General features: G+C 35.8%; 1 protein-coding gene. It reads left to right on the forward strand.

Going from position 1 to position 26,082, the window contains the following annotated elements; genetic code table 11:
* Positions 1-26,064: a DUF7507 domain-containing protein gene (locus JM658_RS10020; RefSeq protein ID WP_236959123.1), complete on the forward strand. Its 26,064-nt coding sequence runs from the start codon at positions 1-3 to the stop codon at positions 26,062-26,064.
* Positions 26,065-26,082 lie beyond the last annotated feature (18 nt).

The raw sequence follows: 26,082 nt of genomic DNA on the forward strand, positions 1-26,082 counted from the left end.
ATGGGGAAACTATTACTTAATGTTATTTTACTTTTTTTTATTAATTGTTTTTCTATTTCAGAAGGTAATACAATTAATAATTACAAAACTAAAATAGATAATACTTCTAATGTTTATATTGATAGCGCTCTAAAGAACATACAATCTTTAGAGCTGAATGATTATGCTCAATTAAATTCTGTTTATCAACTGTTTTCCCACGGTAAGCCTGGTAAATTATATATTAATAATAAGTGGTTAGGTAAAGAAGGAATTGTTGGCTTTCTAAAAGAAAAATTCTCATTAAATTCAGACCGAATTTCACACCTTAATATATACGGATGTGAATTTGCCAAAGGAGCATTTGGAAAAGATGCTGTAGCTTATATAGAGAAAGAGCTTAATATTTCAGTTGCAGCTTCTACAGATATTACTGGAAAAGATGGTAATTGGAATTTAGAAGTAGGGAAATCTATAGCAGCGATCAACATACCTTCTTATATAGGTAATTTGCAATATTTGCCAGGGGATGATGCCGATGGAGATGGTATTTCTAATTTGGATGATTTAGATGATGATAACGATGGAGTGCCAGATACTACCGAGTGTACCGATTATGTATCAATCGATACTGCTTTATTAGGTTTAATAAATGATATTATTTTCACTAATGGGGTTGCGCAGACATATACTGATGTATCAGGAATTGTTGGTTTTGATGTTAGAGTCGAAGCCTCAGGGAATTTTTTTTCCGCACCAACATTTACAACAGATGGTCAGTTTTTAAATTTCATTCCAACTTTCAGCGGAGCGAGTAATTCATATAAAATTTCATTTATAGGTTCTGTTTTGCCTGGAAGTCTAGTTGTAAATTCAGAGAGTAATTTGTTTGCTAGAAATGTATCTGGTGGGAACTCCATAAACGAACAAGTTAATATAGAAGTTTTAAGCTCTGGAACTGTGTTTAGTGAAGGGGAGAGATTTAATAATGTTTGTGGAGTTTCAAACTTTCGACTACCAAACTTCACTAAAGTAAGTGAGAATAACCATAGTTATATAATGCCTAGGCCTGGTAATGGAGCTTTTAACTCTTGTGGGTTTAGGAGTGAGTTTGAAGCATCTGCAGGAATAACTAGTGTCCAAATAGATTATTCTTTACCTTTTGGTGCAGCTTCCGATCCATCTACCGTAAATCCATTTTATCTAGCTGTAAAAATGTGTTATAGCGATACCGATGGAGATGGTATTGAAAATAAATTTGATAACGATAGTGATAATGATGGTTGTAGTGATGCGCTAGAAGCTAAAGCGACTACAGTTACTGATGCATATTATCAATTTCCTGATATTGATAGTAATAATGACGGTTTAGTAGATGCTGTAGATGTTAATGGCGATGGAAGAGTAGATTATGTTTCTAGTTATAATCAATATGCATTGGATAGTAATGCAGGGTTTTGTATAGACTCTGATAATGATGGAGTATTAGATAACGATGACATTGATGATGATAATGATGGTGTTTTAGATATCCAAGAGAGTTGTTCTGATGGTCTTTCCTCGGGAACTCCTTTTACAAGTATCTCTCAAGCTAGTAATATTACAGCTGCTGGAATTTATTTTTTTAATATAGGAGGTTATCCTTTTTCAACATATGTAAATAGTAATGGTTATGTTAAAGTTGCTATAGATTATGGTTTTGGAGTTGGAGATATACCACAGGGTAATGTGATAAATAATTTAGAGCGTGGAATTTTATCTCCTGAAATTTTAGCTTCATTAACAGGTATTGAAGAAGTACGTATAAACGACAGCGATGGTTTTTTAGATGCCGTTACAACTGAGTCAGAAATAGCAGACCGCTTAGTTACAAACCAGACTTTACACATTGGGCAAGCTACAAATGCTATTAACAGCTCTTGGACAGGAACAAACGCTCAAGTGTTAACTGCAAATGCAAGTTGTAATACTAACACTAATCAAAGAGAATTACAACAAACGGTTATTCATACTTGTGGGAATACTAATGGAATGGTTTGGAAACCAGTTACCAACGACCAAAAAGTACAGAACTCTTCTCAAGAGATAAAATATTATAGTTATATAAGTTTATGGGTTAAAGGAGGGGCAGAAGCTTTTGTTGCAGGAAATGGATTGTGTGATATTGATAATGACGGTTTACCAAGTCACTTAGATCCAGATGCAGATGGTGATGGATGTAGTGATGCATTAGAAGCTGGTGCTACAACAAGTAATGCTCCAGAATATATTTTTACAAATATTACAGATGTTAACGGAAACGGTTTAGAAGATTCATTGGAAGATGGTGTTTCTGGAAACTTAAACTATCAAAGCACATTTTCTCAGTTTGGTTTAAATCCAAATCTTGGAGTTTGTTTGGATTCTGATGGAGACGGACTTACAGATTTTGTTGATATAGATGATGATAATGACGGAGTTCCAGATCGAGATGAAAACTGTTCGAATGGAATTACAAAAGACACTCCATTTACAAGTATAGCGCAAGCAAGAAATGTTAAGGGAGCAGGGATTTATTATTTTGAGTTACAAGGAGAAGCATTTTCTACTTATGTAGATGAAAATGGTTACGTAGAGGTAGCTATAGATTTTGGAAACGGAGAAGGAACATTACCAGCAAGTAGTAGCTTGGGGACAACTACAAGAGGAATTTTAAGTCCTACAACTTTAGCGGTAATAAATGGAATAGCTGAAGTTAGAATTTCTGATAATATGGGTGTTGTAGATGTAGTTTCTACAAATGAAGCTCATGCGAATAGAATTAATTCTAACTTTACATTAAACAGAGGGTCTGCAGATAATACGGTTAATAACTCTTGGACAGGAGTTGGTCAAGCTTCGTTTAATGCAAATGGTACGTGTAATGGAAATACAAATGTATTAAGTGAGCGTATTTACCATACATGTGGAAACGGAAATGGCTTTAATTGGCTTCCATCTACCTCACAACAGGGATATACTTTTAATTCTGGAGAGGTAGCTGCCAATGTTTCTTTTCATTTATGGGTTCGAGGAAATGAAATTCCAGAAGCCACAGATATATGTGATTATGATAATGATGGAATTGAAAATTTTTTAGATCTAGACAGTGATGGTGATGGTTGTAGCGATAGTTTTGAAGCAGGTGCAATTGCATCAGAAATTGTAAACAATCAATTTGTATTTACAGCTGGAGGTGCTCAAGACACGAATAATAATGGTCTAGCAGATATTGTTGAAGCTACAGATGACGTTGTTAATTATCAAAGTACTTATGACACATATGCTGCTAACGGAAGTAAGAGCTTATGTTTAGATTCTGATGGTGATGGTGTCTTGGATATTGATGACATAGATGATGATAATGACGGTATTTTAGATATAGATGAACAAGAAGATTGTATCGGGATATTTTCAAATATAATTAGTGGAGAAGCAAGCCCTGGAAATTATAATACAACAACATCAGTTACTGGGCAATTAGCATTTAGTGGTATCGGATATCAAGCTATTGAGAGTAGTAATAGTATTCGTATTAGAAGTTTTACTTCGGATGAAAGTTCATGTTTTTTTTCAGACGAGGATATTTATTATTATGCAAAAAATGCAACAGATGCATTTGAGTTAGAGGTTAGTAGTTCACCATCAGGAAGCATTATGACAATAAGTTTCGATGCAGTTGTTAGTGATATAGTGCTTAATATAAATAGTTTAGACAAAAGATATCTAGAAGTAAGTGGGGTAGGTTTGGCTGGAATTTCTTTACTAGAAGGAAATAATCAGATTCAAATAGTAGGAAATTTAATTTCTGATATAAACTCAGGTACAACACAGACTGTAGATTGTAATGATAATGATTTGAGTGCCTCTGGGTCGATACTACTTGAAGGCTCATACCAACAGATCTCTCTTAATTTTACAAATAATAATGATACCACAACAGATGGCCTAGCATTACATTTATCAGAGTTATGTGCAGCAGACCTTGATACTGATGGAGATGGAACACCTAATCGATTAGATCTCGATAGTGATGGAGATGGTTGTAGTGATAGTTTTGAGGGGGGAGCTATCGACTCAGAAGAAACAGATCATCAGTTTACAGGAGCAGATACCAATGGGGATGGTTTAGTAGATGAGGTAGATATAGATGGTAATGGAGTCCCAGATTATGAAGGTAATTACTCTATTTATGCTTTAAATGATCAATTGGATTTATGTGTAGATACTGATGGCGATGGAATAAGTGACTCTCGTGATATTGATGATGATAATGATGGGGTGCCAGATGTTGATGAATCTTCAGGTTTTTGTCAATATTATTTTAATGAAGATTTATCTACTTATACCTTTACAGGAAGTGTTCAAATAAATACTACTACTACAGAAAATTCTATAACCTTTAATAGAAATGTAAATAACAATGTATGGCGATCTACATATAGTGATCAAAGTGTATCCTTACCAATGTATTTGGAATATAAGGTAGCAGCTCAGAATGTTACATCTATGTTAGGAGTTATTCCAGAGAATGGAGTAAAAGATGGAGCTGGCTTAGGTGGTGAGTCTTATAAGTTTTATTTCAGGTCAGGTACACAATTTGATATAAGAGCAAATGGTACCATATCCTCGGTATTCAACTATTCTAGTAATGACATTTTTGCTATTTCAATAGATGAAAGCGGTAATTTAAATATGTATCAAAATGGGGAACTTAGATATTCACAAATAGTTCCCGTAGACGATTATCAATTAGCTTTAAGCACCAATGATCCTACTTCAAGAACATACACCGATGTGTTATTTGGGAATAGTAATGAAATAACACAGGTCTGTAATGATATAGATACAGATGGGGACGGAATTCCAAATCGTTTAGACTTAGATAGTGATGGTGATATGTGTAGCGATGCATATGAGAGTGGAGCTACAACAGATTTATCAGAAGATTTCCAGTTCCCTAATAATAATGTAGGAGTAAATGGTTTAGATGATAGTGTAGAGAGTAGTGCGGATTCAGGAGAAATAAACTATTCGTCTACATATAAGAACTTTGTACTGTATTCATCTATAGCTGCTTGTTTAGATACAGATAGTGATGGAATTACTGATGTAAATGACTTAGATGATGATAATGATGGAATTTTAGATGTAGATGAGTGTGAGCCAGTTACAATTTTAAAATCACAACAAGATGTAGTAGCTACAACATCTCCAAATGGATTTATTGTAAATGATTTTAGTGGATATGGTTTTGATATGGTTGTTACTTCATCAGGAACTGATAATATTCTTGGAGCTGACGATAATCAATTTTTGATAGGAAGTGGTATTGAAGGAAATAGTACAAGTGAAATATCTAGTTCCCTACCAAATTCGAACGAACGGACTATAATCACAGTTAATTTTTATGAAACAGGGACTACAATACCTTTTAATGTATCAAGTTATAGCTTTAATATTTATGATTTAGATGTTACAGAAAGAATTGGTGCATTCTCTACTCCACCTGCTGAAATTATCGAACCTCCCGTTGATAACAATTACACAATAGATTTTGATAATGAAAAGGGAATATACATTTATACAGGAAATGCAAATGATCAAGACTCTAACGGCTCAAACTCTTTTTCAAGATTTACTTTTCAGTTTTATAATATTACTTCGTTAGAATTTATTGCAGAAAAAGTAGATGCGAGTAATTTAGGCTTAGGAATGCAAGAAATTATAATTCTGTCTGATACTTCTATGTGTGATACTGATGAAGATGGAATTTTTAATCAATTTGATTTAGATAGTGATGGTGATGGTTGTAGTGATGCTTTTGAAGGTGATGCTAGCTTTACGATATCAGATTTAGTAGCATCAACAATGTCTGGAGGTAATACTAATGGAGAACCTATATTTAACGGTTATGGAGCTCCAAATGTTGATAATCTTGGTGTTGATGTAGATACAGATCCTAATAGCGCATCATATGGAGTGCCTTTAATAGCAGGAACAGGACAAGGAGTAGGAGATAGTCAGACACTAGATAGCGATGATGATAATGATGGTATAGGGAATTCTTGTGACTGTTATGATAATACATTATTAGATACTGATGGCGATGGTGTACCAGATTATGCTGATGTTGATAGCGATAATGACGGAATCTATGATTCGGTTGAAGGAGATGGTACTGTAGATACTGATGGCGATGGTGTGCCTAATTATTTAGATTTAGATAGTGATAATGACGGAATTCCAGATGCAGTGGAAGCTTCGGGGAATATTTCTTTAAGTTCTAATCCTGATTTTGTTGATTGTAAGTTCACTCCAGGTAATGTTCTAGACCCTAATGGGTGTAATACGGGAGAGTCTTCAGTAGGTTCTATTGTGCCAATCAATACAGATGCATTGCACCCTGATAATCCAGACGCTATTCCAGATTATTTAGATTTAGATAGTGATGGAGATACATGTCCTGATGGGATTGAAGCAGGGTTTACTGATGATGAAATTAATACTTCAGATTATGCAACTATTGATGCCACCGCAGTAGATACTAATGGCTTAGTAACAGCGGTAGGATGCTTTACTCCTAGTGTTGGAAATTGGTTAGATGACGCAATCAATGATACTTGTTGCGAGATTGATGAAGCTACCTTAGTAGCAACAGCAGTTAGTCCTACTTCTTGTGATCCAGGAAATGATGGGATGATAACTATATCGGGAGGAGGTCTTTTAGCCTTAACAGATTATACCGTTTCTTATACTTATGAGGGGGGTGCAATTACTCCATTTACAGCTACAACACAATCAAATGGAACAATTATTATAAGCGGTTTAGAAGTTGGAAGTTATACAGATATTACAATAACCTCTACAGCTTATCCTAGTATATGTGAGGGAGTAGTTCCAAATACTCCTATTATTATAACTCCTTTTGTTTCTGATTTAACAGTAGATGTTACTCAGATAACGAGCCCTAGTTGTGCAGGAGGTAATAATGGAGCTATAAATATTACAGTTTCTGGAGGAAGTCTTGATTATAGTTATGCGTGGAGTCCAACAGGAACTAATGGAGTAGTTGCAGATACACAAGACCAATCAGCTTTAGAGGCTGGGATTTATGATGTAACAGTAACAGATAATATCACGATGTGTTTTATTACAATCACAGATATTGTAGTAAACGATCCATCACCGCTTGTAATAAATACACCAACAGTAGTAGATGTTACTTGTTCTGGAGGAAGTAATGGAAGTGTAACAGTTTCGGCCACTGGAGGGAGTGGGGTTTATCAATTTAGTATAGACGGTTTTACAACAACAGTTCCAAATGGCGTTTTCACAGGGTTATCAGCAGGAAATTATACCATTGAAGCTAGAGATGCTAATGATACAAGTTGTGAAGCAATAACTCCTGTAAACGTTGCGGTTTCAGAACCTTTGGCAATAAGTGGAACTACAGTGCAAACAGACGTATCTTGTTTTGGGGAAGCTACGGGAGCAGTTGTTCTAACTCCAGCAGGGGGTACACCACCGTATTCATATTTATGGAGTACATCAGACGGAACAATTCCATCTGGAACAAATACTAATAAAGATTTAACAGGACTTACTGGAGGAACATATTCTGTAGTAATAACAGATGTTAATGGATGTACAATTCCATCTCCAAAGTTTATACTAATTGGAGAACCTACAGCAACATTATCAGGAACAGCTACACAAACAAATAATACATGTAACGGAGCAGCTTTAGGTGAAATAGATTTAACACCTGCTGGCGGGACACCTCCATACACTTACCAATGGACAGCAACAAATGGAGGTACAGTCCCTGTTGGATCAGAAACAAGTCAAGATTTAACAGGACTTACATCAGGAACATATTCCGTAGTAATAGAAGATCTTAATGGATGCGAAACGTCTTCAATAAATGTAGTAATTACAGAGCCAACAGCAATTGTTATAGGAGCTACGCCAACGGTAGTAAATGTTACTTGTAATGGAGGTGATAACGGTCGAATTACGGCTACAGCCATTGGAGGTAGCGGAACCTATGAATATAGTATCGATGGCTTTACAACAACAGTAAGTAATGGTGTATTTACTGGCTTAACAACAGGGAATTATACCATAGAAGTTAGAGATGCTAACTTTACCACTTGTGAGGCTCCATCATCAATAGTAGCCACAGTAAGTCAACCAGATGCACTTGTAATTGGAGCGACTCCTACAGTAGTTGATGTTACTTGTAATGGAGGTAGTAATGGAAGTATTACAGCTACAGCCACTGGAGGTAGTGGAACTTATGAGTATAGTATCGATGGCTTTACGACAACAGTGACAGATGGTAATTTTACTGGATTATCGGCAGGAAGCTATACAATAGAGGCAAGAGATGCAAACGATACGAGTTGTGAGGCAGCAACTCCAATAACGGTAACAGTAAACCAGCCAGATGCACTTGTAATAGGGGCAACTCCAACAATAGTTGGTGTTAGTTGTAATGGAGGTGATGATGGAAGTATTACAGCTACAGCTACTGGAGGTAGTGGAACTTATGAATATAGTATCGATGGCTTTACAACAACAGTAACAAATGGTGTTTTTGCTGGTTTATCAGCAGGAGATTATACTATTGAAGTAAGAGATGCGAACGATACAAGTTGTGAGGCAGAAACAACAGTAGATGTTACGGTTTCAGAGCCCTTGGTTGTTAGCGGAACTACAGTACAAACAGATGTGTCTTGTTTTGGAGACGCAACAGGAGCAATTGCACTTACTCCAGCAGGAGGTACACCACCGTATTCATATGTATGGAGTACCTCCGATGGAACAATTCCATCTGGAACAAATACGAACGAAGATTTAACGGGACTTACTGGAGGAACGTATTCCGTTGTAATTACAGATAGTAATGGCTGTACAAATCCAGTAGCTATAAATGTTTTAATAGGAGAGCCTACATCTGTTGTTTCAGGAACAGCTACACAAACAAATGTATCATGTAATGGTGGAAATACAGGCTCTATAGATTTAACACCTACTGGTGGAGTGACACCATATACATATGCTTGGACTACAACGGATGGAACAATTCCTTCTTCATTAGAAACTGCACAGGATTTAACAAATTTACCAGCTGGAACATATTCTGTAGTGATCACAGATTTTAATGGATGTTCAACGGCTTCAATAGATGTTACAATTACAGAGCCAGCTGAGGTTGTTTCAGGAAGTATTACAAAAACTGATATTTTATGTAACGGAGATAATACAGGTTCTATAGATTTAACACCAGCTGGTGGTACAGCACCTTATACATACGTTTGGTCTACAGTTGGCGGAGCAGTTCCTTCGGGACAAGAGAATAACCAAGATTTAACAGACTTAGTAAACGGTATTTATAGAGTAATAATTACCGATGCTAATGGTTGTACTAACCCAACAGCTATTAATGTGCAAATTACAGAACCTGCAGAAGCACTAACTGTGAGTGTCACAAAAACAGATGTATTATGTGTTAATGAGGCTACAGGTGGAATAGATATAACCGCTTCTGGTGGAACATCTTCTTATACTTATTTATGGACAGCGACTAATGGGGGAGTAATTCCAACAGGAACAAGTACTAATGAAGATATAAGCGGACTTGTTGCGGGGAGTTATAACTTAGTAGTTACTGATGCTAACGGTTGTACAAACGCAAGTCCAATAAGTGTAGTAATAACAGAACCAGCAGCTATCGTTTCTGGAACTACAACTCAAACTAATATTTTATGTGCTGGTAATGACTCAGGAGCTATAGATTTGACAGCTACTGGTGGTACAGCACCTTATACTTATTTATGGACAACAACAGATGGTTCCATACCAACAGGGGTGGAGGTTACTGAAGATCCAACAAATCTTACAGCAGGGACCTATTCTGTAGTAATTACTGATGCAAATGGTTGTACCAATGCAAATACTATAGAAGTTACAATTACAGAACCTGCTGCAGCAGTTTCAGGAACGACTATAGCTGTAAATATCCTTTGTAATGGAGATGCTACAGGAACTATAAACTTAACAGCTACTGGCGGAACACCGTCATATACTTATTTATGGACCGCTACTAATGGAGGAATCATTCCAACGGGACAAGAGAATAACGAAGATTTAAACGGACTTACAGCAGGAACCTATTCTGTAGTAATTACTGATACTAATGGTTGTACCAATGAAAATCCAATAACTGTTACTTTAACTGAAACAGCTGTTGTGAGTATTTCAGAGAAAATTTCAGATCATCAAAATGTTACTTGTGATAGTCCATCAATTGGGGCATTTACAGTGGTAGCTCAAGGAGGATCGAATAGTGGCTTCATTTACACTATTACTGAAACTAGCGAGACCAATACAACAGGAGAATTTACAGGACTTGCAGTAGGAAATTATACAGTTACAGTTGAAGATGATCAAGGATGTGTACTTCCAACACCATTATCAATTACAATTGTAAATTATTGTATAGAGGCAACAAAAACACAGGCTATAGCGGATACAAATAGCGATGGATCTACAAATGCTGGAGATGTTGTTACTTATACAATAGCAGTTACTAATAATGGTCAAGAAACACTAACAAATGTGAGTGTTACGGATATTTTTGAAGATGCTTTGGGAGCTACTTTAACTTTAACTAGTGGGCCTACTTATGTTTCAGGGAGTGCTAGCTTAGGAAGTACAGAAGGAACTTTATTAGTGGGAGAATCTGCTACGTATAATGCAATTTATACCTTAAAGCAGAGTGATGTGGATGCTGGTGGACTTGTAAATAGTGCAGTAGCTGTAGGTACAGGAGTAGATGTACCTCAATTACAGGATGTTTCTGATGATGGAGATGATACTGATGGAAACAATGTTGATGATTCTACAGATTTATTGATTATTGAAAATCCAATTATTGAGCTTATAAAAACAGCTTCTGTTAGTGATGTAGATAATAGTAATACAAATAATGCAGGAGATATTATTACGTATACTTTTACTATAGAAAATTTAGGAAATGTTACAGTTAGTAGTTTAACGATTACAGATAATTTAACAGATGCTGAAGGGGGAGTGTTAACATTAACTTCTCCAATTAGTTTTGTAAGTGCTACTGGGAATGGAACAGCTACAAGTTTAGCTCCAGGAGAAAGAGCTACTTATACTGCTACATATAATATTACACAAGCAGATGTAGATGCTGGTGGTGTGAGCAACACCGCTACAGCAGATGGAGTTACAAAACAAGGAACGGATGTTTCAGATATTTCTGATGATGGTGTTACAGGTAATGGAGATGATAACCCTACAGAAACTTTAATAACTAAAGACCCTGTGTTGGCTTTAATAAAAACGGCAAGTACTGTTGTAGACGTAGATGGTAGTGGAGATGATAATGCTGGGGATAGAATAAGATATACTTTCAGAATTGAAAATAATGGGAATGTAACTATAGATAATTTAATCCTTACGGATAATTATTTACCAGCTTCTACAGACCTTACATTAACAGATACTTCTATTGCTCCAGGAGAAGTTATTAATTTTACTGCTGATTATTTTATAGTTCAAAATCCTGATGTTAATACTGGGGAGGTTATAAACTCAGCAACAATTACTGGGGATGATCCAGATGGAGATTCAGTAACAGATGTTTCAGATAATGGAGATGCTAATGTTGATGATGATAACGATGGCGATTTTGAAAATGATCCTACAGTTGTAGATCTTACAACTCTAGCAGAATTAGACCTTCAGAAATTAGGAGTTTTAAATGATGAAAATGGAGATGGGATTACGCAAGCTGGAGAAACAATTACCTATAGTTTTACTGTTACAAATACTGGAAACATCAGTATTGAAAATATTGTAATAGATGATCCTATTCTAAGCTTTACAGGAACGACTCTTAATCCGGCAACTCTTGCGATAGGCCAATCAGGGGTTATTAACGATGTTTCTTATACAATTCTACAACAAGATATAGACAATGGGTCTTTTAGCAATACCGCAACAGCTACAGGACAACGGTCTGATGATAATAATGATGTTTCTGATGTTTCAGATGATGGGAATCCAACAAATGGAGGAAATAACAATACAGTTACCAACTTTACGCAAGTTCCAGAAATAAGCTTACTAAAAGAAGGTGTATATGTCGATGATAATGGAGATTCTGTTGTTAATGTTGGAGATATTATTACGTATACTTTTACTGTTGAAAACACAGGAAATGTAACCGTAAGTGCTACTACGATAGAAGATAGTAGAATTGGAGCTTCTGCAGAAAACATCTATACAGATATAACTGAAGCAACAGCAATAACAGATTTATCACCTGGCGAGCTAGGGTATTCTGTGGTAACCTATTCGATTACCCAATCAGATATAGATGCAGGAAATGTAACGAATACTGCCATAGCAACAGGAGCGGATCCAGAAGGAGATCCTGTAACTGCAACTTCAGATAATGGAGCTGGTACAGGAGCAACAATTACAGATTTACCAAAAGACGCATCATTAGAATTAATAAAAGAAGCAGTTATTGCAGATACTAATGGAAATGGAAATAACGATGCTGGAGATATTATTACTTATACATTTACTGTCACTAATACAGGGAATGTAACAGTTACAGGTTTAATAATTTCTGATCCAAGATTACCAGTATCAAACCTAGGTGTAGTTCCATCAACGTTAGCGCCAAATGCTATCGGTACTATTACAAGCAATTATACTATTACCCAGGCTGATGTAAATGCAGGAAGTATTACAAATACAGCTACCGTTACAGGGAAGGATCCAGATGATATGGATGTTACTGATGTTTCCGATAGTGGGAATGGAACAGGAGATGATCCTACAGTAACACCAATAACAGGGGAGCCAAGTATACAGGTAACAAAAACACAGGTTGTTGCAGATACTAATAGTGATGGACTTACTGGCGGAATTAATGATCTTGTTACTTATACGATTACAGTAACAAATACAGGGAACGTTTCTTTAGAAAATGTGAGTATTACAGATACGTTTACAGATGTAGCAGGAAATTCTCTAAACTTAGATAGCGGACCTACTTTTGTAGCTTCCTCTTCAGATAATAATGAAGGTGTTTTGGAGCCAGCAGAAGTTGCAACATACACTGCAACATATACCATCAAGCAAAAAGCTGTAAATGGAGGAGGTTTAAATAATGAAGTTTTAGCATCTGGAGATGATCCAAATGGTACAGAAGTTACAGATCAATTAGATGCTCCTACAATTCTTAATATCACCGAAGATCCATCAATAGAGGTTATAAAAGGAGCTACAATTGATGATGTTGATAATGATAATATGGTAAGTGCTGGAGATGTTATAATTTATACTATTTCAGTAGAAAACACAGGGAATGTTACCGTAAATTCAATAACCCTTACCGATACTTTTACAGATAATAATGGAGATGCATTATCATTAAATAGCGGACCAACTTTTATTGGAGCAGATTCAGGAAGTGCTCAAGGAACTTTACTTCCTTCAGAAATAGCAACCTATACTGCAAATTATATTTTAACACAAAGTGATATTAATGCTGAAGGAGTTACAAACTCCGTTCTTGCAGAAGGAACAACTTCAGTAGGAACAAGTGTAGATGATATTTCAGATGATGGAAATACTGGAGATGGAGACACAGGAGATGATCCAACTGTTACAGACATTCCTAAAGATGCAGCGTTAACACTTATTAAAAAAATAACAGATATTACCGATGTAGACAGTAGTGGAGATAATAATGTTGGAGATATTATTCTTTATAGCTTTACTATTGAGAATACTGGGAATGTAACGATTGATAATATCGTGCTAACAGATAATTTTTTACCTGCTTCTACAGACCTAACAGTTTCTCCAACTACGCTACAGCCTGGAGGAGTTGCTATAGTGAGTGCTTCATATACATTAACACAAAGTGATATAGATGCTGGGGAAGTAATAAATTCTGCTACAACTAGCGGAACAGATCCAGATGTAGCATCGGTAACAGATATTTCTGATGATGGGAATCCTGCAGATTCAGATTTAGACCCCGATACAGACGGTGATAATGATCCAACATATGTGAGCTTAATGACAGAAGCTTCCTTGGAACTTATAAAATCGGCGGTATTTAATGATGAAAATGGAAATAATCTAGCAGATGTAAACGAAACGATTACTTATAGTTTTGATGTAAAAAATACTGGGAATATCACTATAGAAACAATTACTATTGATGATGCTCCACTAGGATTGACAGATATGGTTGTTACGCCATCTACTTTAGGACCTAATCAATCTGGAACTGCTGCAAATGTTGAATATACAGTTACTCAAGATGATATAAATTCAGGTTCTGTCAGCAATACCGCAACAGTTACTGGAAATAGAGTTGATGATGCTTCTGAGGTTACAGATATTTCAGGAGACAATAAGCCTACTTCTGGTCCAGACGAGCCAACAGTAACAACGTTCGATCAGAACGGAGAAATCACATTGTTAAAAGAGGCAACCTATGAAGATACTAATGGTGACGGTATTGAAAATGCTGGAGATAGAATTGTTTATGATTTAACCGTTACGAACATAGGTAATGTAACTATTACTGGAATTAATCTTGTAGATGCAAGAATCGGAATCGGAACACCTGGAGTGAGTTTATTACCAAGCACACTAAACCCAGGAGCTGTAGGAAGTAGAACAGTTTCTTATACCATAACACAAGCGGATGTAGATGCAGGTAGAATAACGAATACGGCTACAGCTACAGGAGAAGATCCTAATGGAGATGATGTTACAGCTGTTTCTAATAATAGTAACGGAACAGGGGCTACGGTAGTAGAAATTACTAAAGATGCCGAAATACAACTTATAAAAACTTCTGTTGTAGTAGATAAAAATGGTAGTGGTGTTGATGATGTTGGCGATGTAATTGAATATACTTTTACAGTGACCAATGTTGGAAATGTAACAGTAACAATTATTAGTATTTCTGATGCAACTCTTGGAATAACTAACTTAGGATTGTCACCATCAACTTTGGCTCCAGGAGAAATTGGTGTTGCTACAGCGGAATATGCTATTAAGCAAAGTGATATAGATGCCGGGCAAGTTGTAAATACAGCAACAGCAACAGGAGAAGATCCTGATGGAGGTGATGTAAACGATGATTCTGATGATGATCCAGACGATCCAGGAGAGAAACCAACGGTAACAACCTTAGCTCCAGAACCAGACATTCTAGTAATAAAGATTCAAAATGTAGTAGATACTAATAGCGATGGGGTTATTGGTGGTGTAGATGATGTAATAACATATTCTATAAGAGTAATAAATACAGGGAATGTAAGCCTTACAGGTCTTAATTTAGTAGATACTTTAACGGATATAAACGGAGGTGCTTTAAGTTTAGATAGCGGACCAACATTTGTGAGTAGCACATTAAATAGTACGCTAGGAAATTTAAAACCTAATGAACAAGCTAATTATACAGCTACTTATACCATAACCCAATCTAATGTAGATGAAGGGGGAGTGAGTAATAGCGTATCAGCTACAGCCACATCACCAACTGGAGTAGATGTTTCTGATGTTTCTGATGATGGAATTAATATTAATGGAGATGATAATCCTACAGTCTGGATTATAGATGAAAATGAAAGTATTGAGGTTATAAAAACTGCCGATTTAGTTGATACAGATAATAGTAATACGGATAATGCTGGAGATACAGTAAATTATGAAATTACAGTTACAAATACGGGGAATGTTACCGTTAGTGGTCTTTCTATTACAGATACTTTAACTGATGCTGATGGAAATTCTTTAACATTAACTACAACTCCAACTTTTGATGATGCTACTTTAGGAAGTGATGAAGGGACTTTACTTCCTAATGAAACAGCTACGTATACAGCCTCTTATATATTAACTCAAAGTGATGTTAATGCTGGAGGTGTAATTAATAGTGCTGATGCAAATGGAACAACTGCACAAGGAACAGCAGTATCCGATACTTCAGATGATGATAATCCTGTTAACGGAACTAATAATCCAACAACAACAAATATTACTAAGAGTGCAGCACTTACTTTAGTGAAAACAGCAGATCCTAATGAGGTTATTGGACTTCCTGCTGATGGATCTTACCAAGCTGGTGATAATATAAATTATACTTTTAGTATTAGAAATACAGGTAACGTAACCATAAACGGACTTACTTTAGTAGATAATGGTTTAGGAACAAATGTGGGAGATTTAGTAGTTACTCCAACTACTTTGGCTCCAAATGAGGTTGCAAATGTCACCTATACGTATGTGCTTGTTCAAGATGATATTAATTTAGGGGAAGTAGAAAATACAGCTACAGTTACTGGAAATGATCCTGATGGAACTCAAGTTTCTGATATTTCTGATAATGGTGATGCTAATACAGATTCCAATTTTGATGGAGATCCAGGAAATGACCCTACAATAACTCTAATTCCATCTGAAGCAGAATTAGAATTGATTAAAACTGCAACTATTAATGATGGAGGAGATAGTAGAGTGGATGCTGGAGATACAATTACTTATACGTTTAGCTTGACAAATACTGGATTCGTAACCGTTGATGTTCTTCAAATAAGCGATCCTGATATAGGAATTGTCGATTTTGATGTGACGCCTACAAGTTTAGACCCAGGTGAAGATGTAACTTTTACTGATGCGTCTTTTGTTTATACAATTACACAGGCAGATATAGATAGTGGTTCTTTTATAAATCAAGCAACTGTTACAGGAGAAGATCCAGCAGGAGACCCTGTTACTGATCGTTCTGATGATGGGGATTCATTAGATGGTACGGATAACCCAACGGAAACAACACTTACAAAAGATGCAGAATTAACATTTTTAAAAACGGCAAGTGCTATAGTAGATGTAGATAGCAGTGGAGATGATAGTGCTGGGGATACTATAGAATACACCTTTACAGTTACAAATACAGGAAATGTTACTATAGACAATATTGTGTTAACAGACGATTTCTTACCTAGTTCAACAGATCTTACTTTATCTGCTACAGAATTAGTTCCTGGAGCTATAGCAACAGTTAGTGCTACTTATGTATTTACACAAGCAGATATTAATGCTGGAAGCGTTATTAATGAAGCTGAGGTAGCTGGTACAGATCCACAGAATGCTTCTGTTGGGGCAACTAGTGAGGTTACTACTCCATTATTAAAAGCTCCGTCATTAGAATTAATAAAAACATCGGCTGCTATTACAGATGTTAATGGAAATGGATTGGATGATGCTGGAGATACAATAGCGTATACATTTACAGTAACCAATACAGGAAATGTTACAGTTAGAAATTTAACTATTACAGATACAAAATTACAAGAGAGTAATTTAGGATTAGTGCCATCAACATTAAATCCTGGAGGAGTAGCAACTGTTTCGAGTACCTATACAATTACACAGGCAGATGTTAATGCTGGAGAAATAAGTAACTCGGCAACTGTAAATGGGTTGGATCCAGATGGCGACACAGTTACAGATGTTTCAGATAACGATAATACAACAGGAGGAGAAGATGATCCAACAATCACTCCGATTACAATTTCTTCTGAAATAGAGGTGGTTAAAACGCAAAGAATTTCAGATACAAATAGTGATGGAATTTCAGGAGGAATAGATGATGTTATCGCCTATACAATAACGGTTACCAACATAGGAAATGCTACTTTGACTGGAGTAAATGTAGTAGATACCTTCACAGATATAGATGAGGTTGCTTTAAGTGAGACTTTAACACCAGTTTTTGATGCAGGACTTTCAGATAATACAGAAGGAACATTAGAGCCTTTAGAGATTGCAGTTTATACAGTAAGTTATACAATTGCACAAGAAGCAATCGATGCTGGAGGTGTTAGTAATAGTGTGTTAGCTTCTGGAACGGGACCTGACACAGTAGTAGTAACAGATACTTCTAATAATGCAGCAGGAGCAGGAGAAAATCCTACAGAGTTCCCAATTACAGAAGACGCCGATATTAATATAATAAAAACTGCTATTGTAGCAGATACTAATGCAAGCGGTACAACTAATGCTGGAGATATTATTACCTATACAATTTCAGTAGAGAATACAGGTAATGTTACTTTAAATTCAGTAGGATTAACAGATACGTTATTAGATGCAAACGATCAAGCTTTAAGTTTAGATAGCGGTCCTACTTTTAGTAGTTCCTCGTTAAGTAGTTCAGAAGGAAGCTTACTTCCAAATGAAGTAGCTACCTATACTGCCACTTATACATTAACGCAAAGCGATATTGATGCTGGAGGAGTTAAAAATAGTGCGTTAGCAGAAGGACAAAGTACACAAGGAACAGATGTTTCTGATGTTTCTGATGATGGAAATCCTAACGATACAGATTCTGATGGAGATGGAGGTAATGATCCAACAGAAACTATAATTCCAGAGGATCCATCTATAGAAGCGGTTAAACTCTTAACTCCAATTACAAATCCGACTGCTGGAGATCAAATTACATTTACTATTACTGCTACAAATACAGGTAATGTAACTTTAAGTAGTGTTGCATTGATAGATACTTTTACTGATGCTAAAGGAAATGTAATAGCATTAGACGCACCAACTTTTGTAAGTGCAGATCAAGGAAGTGATGAAGGAACGTTGTTAATAAATGAAACTGCAACTTATACGGTTTCATATACATTGACGCAAAATGATATAGACGCTGGAGGTGTAAGTAATAGTATTTTGGCTTCTGGAGATAGTCCAAAAGGAACAGAGGTTTCCGATGTTTCTGATGATGGAGATGATACAGATGGGAACACTGTTAATGATAAGACCACTCTTATAATTCCAGAAGATCCAAGTATTGTAGCCCTAAAACAAGCTACAATAGTTCAAAATGATGCGAATACAACTATTGATGTTGGTGATGAGGTTCAATATGAAATTACAATTACAAATACAGGGAATGTTACATTACGAAGCTTAGTACTTACAGATGTACTAACCGATTTAAGTGGAAATACATTAACTCTCAATACAGAGCCTACATTCGATTCGTCTAGTTTAAGTAGTGTGGAAGGAATTATTGTTCCTACGGAAAGTGCTGTTTATAATGCATCTTATATTATCACACAAAGTGATGTTGATGCTGGAGGAATACAAAATAGTATTACTGTAAACTCAAAAACACCAAATAATACGGACGTAAGTGATGTTTCAGATGATGGGAATCCTAGTGACACCGATTCAGATGGTGATGGAGATAATGATCCAACAGTAACACCTATCGTACCAAATCCATCAATAAAATTAGTGAAAGAAGGAGTTGAGAATGATGAAAATGGAAATAACTGTACGGATGCTGGAGAAACAATTACGTATACTTTTACATTATCTAATAGAGGAAATGTATCATTAAGCGATGTAGTAATTACAGAAACTTTATCAGGAATAGGAGCTATAACTTTAATTTCTGGAGATTCTAATAGCGACACCGTTCTTGATGTAACTGAGACATGGGTATATGAAGCAGATTATACTATAACACAAACAGTACTTAATACTGGAAGTATAAGCAATAGTGCTTCGGTTACTTCTAATGCTCCTAATGGGACTACTGTAGACGATGTTTCAGGAACAAATATTCTTAATGATACACCAACAAAAGTAGATTTTTGTTACAATCCAGAATTAACACTGGCTAAATTAGGAGCTTATAGTGATGCTAACAGCGATGGAGTTGTGAATGCTGGTGATGTTATAGATTACACCTTTACGGTAACCAATACAGGAAATATTACCGTAGATAATATTGTATTAACAGACGATTTCTTACCTAGTTCTATAGACCTTACTTTACCAGATACAGAATTAGCTCCTGGAGCTAGTACAGAATTGACTGTAGCGTATACAGTTACACAATTAGATATAAATGCTGGTGGAGTTACTAATGAAGCTGAGGTAGCTGGTACAGATCCACAGAATAATGCAGTTACTGATACTGATGATGATTTTGTAGAATTATTGAAAGCGCCATCATTAGAATTAATAAAAACATCGGCTGCTATTACAGATGTTAACGGAAATGGATTGGATGATGCTGGAGATACAATAGCGTATACATTTACAGTAACCAATACAGGAAATGTTACAGTTAGAAGTTTAACTATTACAGATACAAAATTACAAGAGAGTAATTTAGGATTAACACCATCAATATTAAATCCAGGAGGAGTAGCAACCGTTTCGAGTACCTATACAATTACACAGGCAGATGTTAATGCTGGAGAAATAAGTAACTCGGCAACTGTAAATGGGTTGGATCCAGATGGCGACACCGTTACAGATGTTTCAGATAACGATAATACAACAGGAGGAGAAGATGATCCTACAATCACTCCGATTACCATTTCTTCTGAAATAGAAGTGGTAAAAACGCAACAGGTTACAGATAAAGATACTGATGGAATTTTAGGAGAAATAGATGATGTTATAAGTTATACAATAACAGTTACCAATACAGGAAATACTACTTTAACAGGAGTAAATATAGTTGATACATTTACTGATATCAATGGAGGAGCTTTAAGTACGAGTTTAACGCCAAATTTCGATTCAACGCAATCGGATAATACAGAAGGAACATTAGAGCCTTCAGAAGTTGCAGTTTATACGGTAAGTTATACAATTGTACAAGAAACAATCGATGTTGGAGGTGTTAGTAATAGTGTGTTAGCTTCTGGGACAGATCCTAAATCAACAGTAGTAACAGATACTTCTAATAATGCAGCAGGAGCAGGAGATAATCCTACAGAGTTCCCAATTACAGAAGACGCCGATATTAATGTGGTAAAAACTGCTATCGTCGCAGATACTAATTCAAGCGGTACAACTAATGCTGGAGATATTATTACCTATACAATTTCAGTAGAGAATACAGGTAATGTTACTTTAAATTCAATAGGATTAACAGATACGTTATTAGATGCAAACGATCAAGCTTTAAGTTTGGATAGCGGTCCTACTTTTAGCAGTTCTTCATTAAGTAGTTCAGAAGGAAATTTACTTCCAAATGAAGTAGCTACTTATACTGCCACTTATACACTAATGCAAAGCGATATTGATGCTGGAGGAGTTAGAAATAGTGCATTAGCAGAAGGACAAAGTACACAAGGAACAGATGTTTCTGATATTTCTGATAACGGAAACGATACTGATGGAAATACAGAAGATGATAAAACTGAAACTATAATTCCAAAAGATGCAGAGCTTACTTTTATTAAAACATCTGTTGTAGATGATGGTGGTGATGGCGTAGTAAATGCTGGAGATACTATTGACTATACCTTTGAAGTGACTAATACAGGAAATGTAACAATTATAGATGTCTTAATTGATGATTCACGAATTGGACTTACAGATGTAGTAGTATCACCAATAAGTTTAATTCCTGGAGCTACAGGAACAGCTACTGCCACTTATACAATAAGTCAAGCTGATATTGACGCTGGGGCTGTTACAAACAGAGCGACAGCTACAGGTCAAGATCCAGATGGTATTGATGTTACAGATGAATCAGATGATGGTAATGGAGTTGATGATAATGGCGATACAAACCCAGAAGATCCAACAGTAACTGAGATTGAAAGTACACCACAATTAGACCTAGCTAAATTAGGAGCTTATAGTGACGCTAATAGCGATGGCGTAGTAAATGCTGGGGATGCTATAAACTATACTTTTACGGTAACCAATACCGGAAATATTACCGTTGAAAATTTAGTATTAACAGACGATTTCCTTCCTAATACTATAGATCTTACTTTACCCGATACAGAATTAACTCCAGGAGCTAGTACTCAATTGTCCGTGAGTTATATAATTAAGTTATCAGATATGAATGCTGGGGGAGTCACAAATAATGCAACAGTAAGAGGTGTTGATACTCAGAGCGAACCAGTGACTGATACTGATGATGATTTTGTAGAATTGATAAAAGCCCCAGAATTAGAGTTAATAAAAATATCGTCAACTATTTCTGATGTTAATGGAAATGGATTGAATGACGCTGGAGATGCTATTAGCTATTCCTTTACAGTAACTAATACAGGGAATGTTACAGTTAGAAATTTAACTATTACAGATACAAAACTACAAGAGGATGATTTAGCAGTAAGGCCATCCATATTAAATCCTGGAGGAACAGGAACTGTTTCGAGTACTTATACAATTACCCAAGCAGATGTAAATGCAGGTCAAGTTAGTAATTCAGCAACTGTAAACGGATTGGATCCAGATGGAGAACCAGTTACAGATGTTTCAGATAGTGATAATACAACAGGAGAAGGAGATGATCCAACAGTAACTCCAATTACCATTTCTTCTGAAATAGAGGTGATTAAAACACAGCAAGTTTCAGATGCAAATAGCGATGGAATTACAGGAGGAATTGATGATCTTATAAATTATACAATTACAGTAACGAATACAGGAAATAGTACTTTAACAGGGGTAAATGTAGTCGATACGTTTATCGGTATTAACGGAGGTGCTTTAAGTACGAGTTTAACACCAGAATTCGATTCCGCGCAATCAGATAATATAGAAGGAACTTTAGAACCTTCAGAAGTTGCAGTTTATACGGTAAGTTATACTATTGCACAAGAAGCAATCGATGCCGGAGGTGTTAGTAATAGTGTGTTAGCTTCAGGAACAGGACCTGATTCAATAGTGGTAACAGATACTTCTAATGATTCAGCAGGAACAGGAGACAACCCTACAGAGTTCCCAATTACAGAAGATGCTGATATTAATGTAGTAAAAACTGCTATTGTCACAGATACTAATTCAAGTGGTACTACTAATGCTGGAGATATTGTTACCTATACAATTTCAGTAGAAAACATAGGTAATGTTACTTTAAATTCAGTAGGATTAACAGATACGTTACTAGATGGAAACAACCAATCATTAAACTTAGATAGTGAACCTACTTTTAGTAATTCTTCATTAAATAGCTCAGAAGGAATTTTGCTTCCAAATGAAGTAGCTACATATACTGCTACTTATACATTAACGCAAAATGATGTTGATACTGGAGGAATTAGAAATAGTGTGTTAGCGGAAGGAGAAAGTGAGCAAGGAACAGGTGTTTCTGATATTTCTGACAACGGAGACGATACTGATGGAAATACAGAAGATGATAAAACAGAAACTATAATTCCAAAAGATGCACAACTTACCTTTATAAAAACATCTGTAGTAGATGATGGTGGCGATGGAGAAATAAATGCAGGAGATACCATTGAATATACGTTTACTGTATCAAATACAGGAAATGTCACTGTTACAGGGATCAGTATAGATGATCAAAAACTAGGTTTATCAGCAATAGCGCTTACACCTTCAGATCTAGCTCCAGGAGCTACAGGAACGGCAAGTGCTATTTATACAATTACACAAGCCGATATAGAAGCTGGTATGGTTATTAATGAAGCTGTAGCAACAGGTAAAGATCCAAATGGAGTTGATGTTACCGATACTTCAGATGATGGAAATGGAATTGATGATAATGGCGATGGTGATGTGGAAGATCCAACGGAAACACCACTAAGACAAAATTCAGAAATCACCTTTATAAAAACATCTGTTGTAAATGATGGTGTAGATGGAGAAATAAATATAGGAGATACAATTGAATATACGTTTACAGTATCAAATACAGGAAATGTAACTGTAACAGGAATCAGTATAGATGATCCAAAATTAGGTTTATCAGCAATAGCGCTTACACCATCAGATTTAGCTCCAGGAGGTGTAGGAACGGCAAGTGCTATTTATACAATTACCCAAGACGATATAGAAGCTGGTGTGGTAATAAATGAAGCTGTAGCAACAGGTAAAGATCCAAAAGGAGTTGATGTTACCGATACTTCAGATGATGGAAATGGAATTGATGATAATGGCGATGGCGATGTGGAAGATCCAACGGAAACACCACTAACACAGAACTCAGAACTCACCTTTATTAAAACATCCACATTAGAGGACAATGGTAATGGTTATACAGATATAGGAGATACCATTGAATACACATTTACAGTTACTAATACAGGAAATGTAACTGTAACAGGAATCAGTATAGATGATCCAAAATTAGGTTTATCAGCAATAGCGCTTACGCCATCAGATCTAGCTCCAGGAGCTACAGGAACGGCAAATGCTGTTTATACAATTACACAAGCAGATATAGAAGCTGGTGTGGTAATAAATGAAGCTGTAGCAACAGGTAAAGATCCAAAAGGAGTTGATGTTACTGATACTTCAGATGATGGAAATGGAGTTGATGATAATGGCGACGGTGATTTGGAAGATCCAACGGAGACTATAATTCCACCATATATAACTCCAAGTATAGAAGCTACTAAATACGCTGATGTAGTAGATGTGGACGGAGATGGATTGATAAGTGTTGGTGATGTTATCAATTATACAATAACTATTGAAAATACTGGTGAGATCAATTTATCAGGAGTAAACCTTGAGGATACTATGACTAATGGAAATGGTGATGTACTCAATTTAACGACGGAACCTTCTTTTGAAAATGCAACAATGGGATCTTCAGAAGGAATGCTATTAAAAGGTGAGATAGCAACATATGCTGCGAGTTATATTATTCAAGATGGAGATGTTGATTCCGACTATATTGAAAACTCAATTACTGTAGATGCAATAGATGCTAATGGTAATAAAGCAACTGATGTTTCGGATAATGGAGATGATACAGATGGGAATACTGAGGATGATTCAACCGTCGTTATTATAGAGCCATTACCAGAATTAGGATCTTTAAAAGTAACTAAGGAAGCAATGACTACAGATAATGGCGACAACAAACCTAGTGAAGGAGATATAATAGATTATACTATTAAAATAATTAATACGGGTGAAGTAAAATTATCTAATTTAACAATTACAGATATTCTCACAGATGGAAATGGTAACTCTTTACAATTAACAATGGAGCCTACTTTTTCAAGTGCAAGTTTAGGATCTCCTGAAGGTGAAATAAAAGTGCAAGAAGTGGTAACTTATTATGCTAGTTATACAATTACCCAAAGTGATGTTAATTCTAAATCTGTAATTAATTATGTTGAAGCTAAGTCGGTTACTCCAAGTGGAGAAATTGTAACAGATGTTTCAGATAATGGAGATGGTACAGATGGAAATACAGAGGATGATAAGACTGTAGTAGATTTTGATACGAAAGCGACTATAGATTTATTAAAAATAGGAGTCTTAAATGATGAGAATAATAACGGTTATACAGATGAAGGAGAAACAATTAGTTATACTTTCACAATAACGAATACTGGTGATGTTGAATTATATGACGTTTATATTACAGATGTATTAGATGGAATTCAATTAGTGGGTAGACCTATTCCAATTTTAGAAGTAGGTGAAACAGATGAACTTAACTTTAAAGCCACATATACGGTTAAAGATTCAGACCTAGAAAGAGGTTTTGTAGAAAATCAGGCAATAGTAAAAGCAGAAGACTTCCAAGGTAATATAGTTGAAGATTCGTCAGATGACCCAACCAATTCAGAAAATGAAGATCCAGATGGTGATGGAAACCCCGACGATGTCACTAAGACACAATTATTGCCTAAACAAAGTTGTGAGGTTATTGTGTATGATATTATTAGTCCAGATGGGGATGGAATAGCAGATGAATTAGAGATTAAAGGAATAGAATGTTATCCAAATAATACTGTAGAAATATACAACAGATGGGGTATAAGAGTATTTATGACTGAAGGATATGGTAGTTCAGGAGATAAATTTAGAGGTTATTCTGATGGTAGAGCGACTATTCAGAGAAATCAAAAACTACCTACGGGAACTTATTATTATGTATTAAATTACATGAATGATAGTGAAGTGATGGTTAGAAAAGCAGGACCAATATTTGTAATTACTGATTAGAAAAAATAGATATATTTA

Source organism: Joostella atrarenae (assembly GCF_021764745.1).
GTDB lineage: Bacteria > Bacteroidota > Bacteroidia > Flavobacteriales > Flavobacteriaceae > Galbibacter > Galbibacter atrarenae.

Bases quoted from the DNA above. Each gene is read 5' to 3' on its own strand.
- JM658_RS10020 (WP_236959123.1), top strand. From the start codon at position 1: ATGGGGAAACTATTACTTAATGTTATTTTACTTTTTTTTATTAATTGT.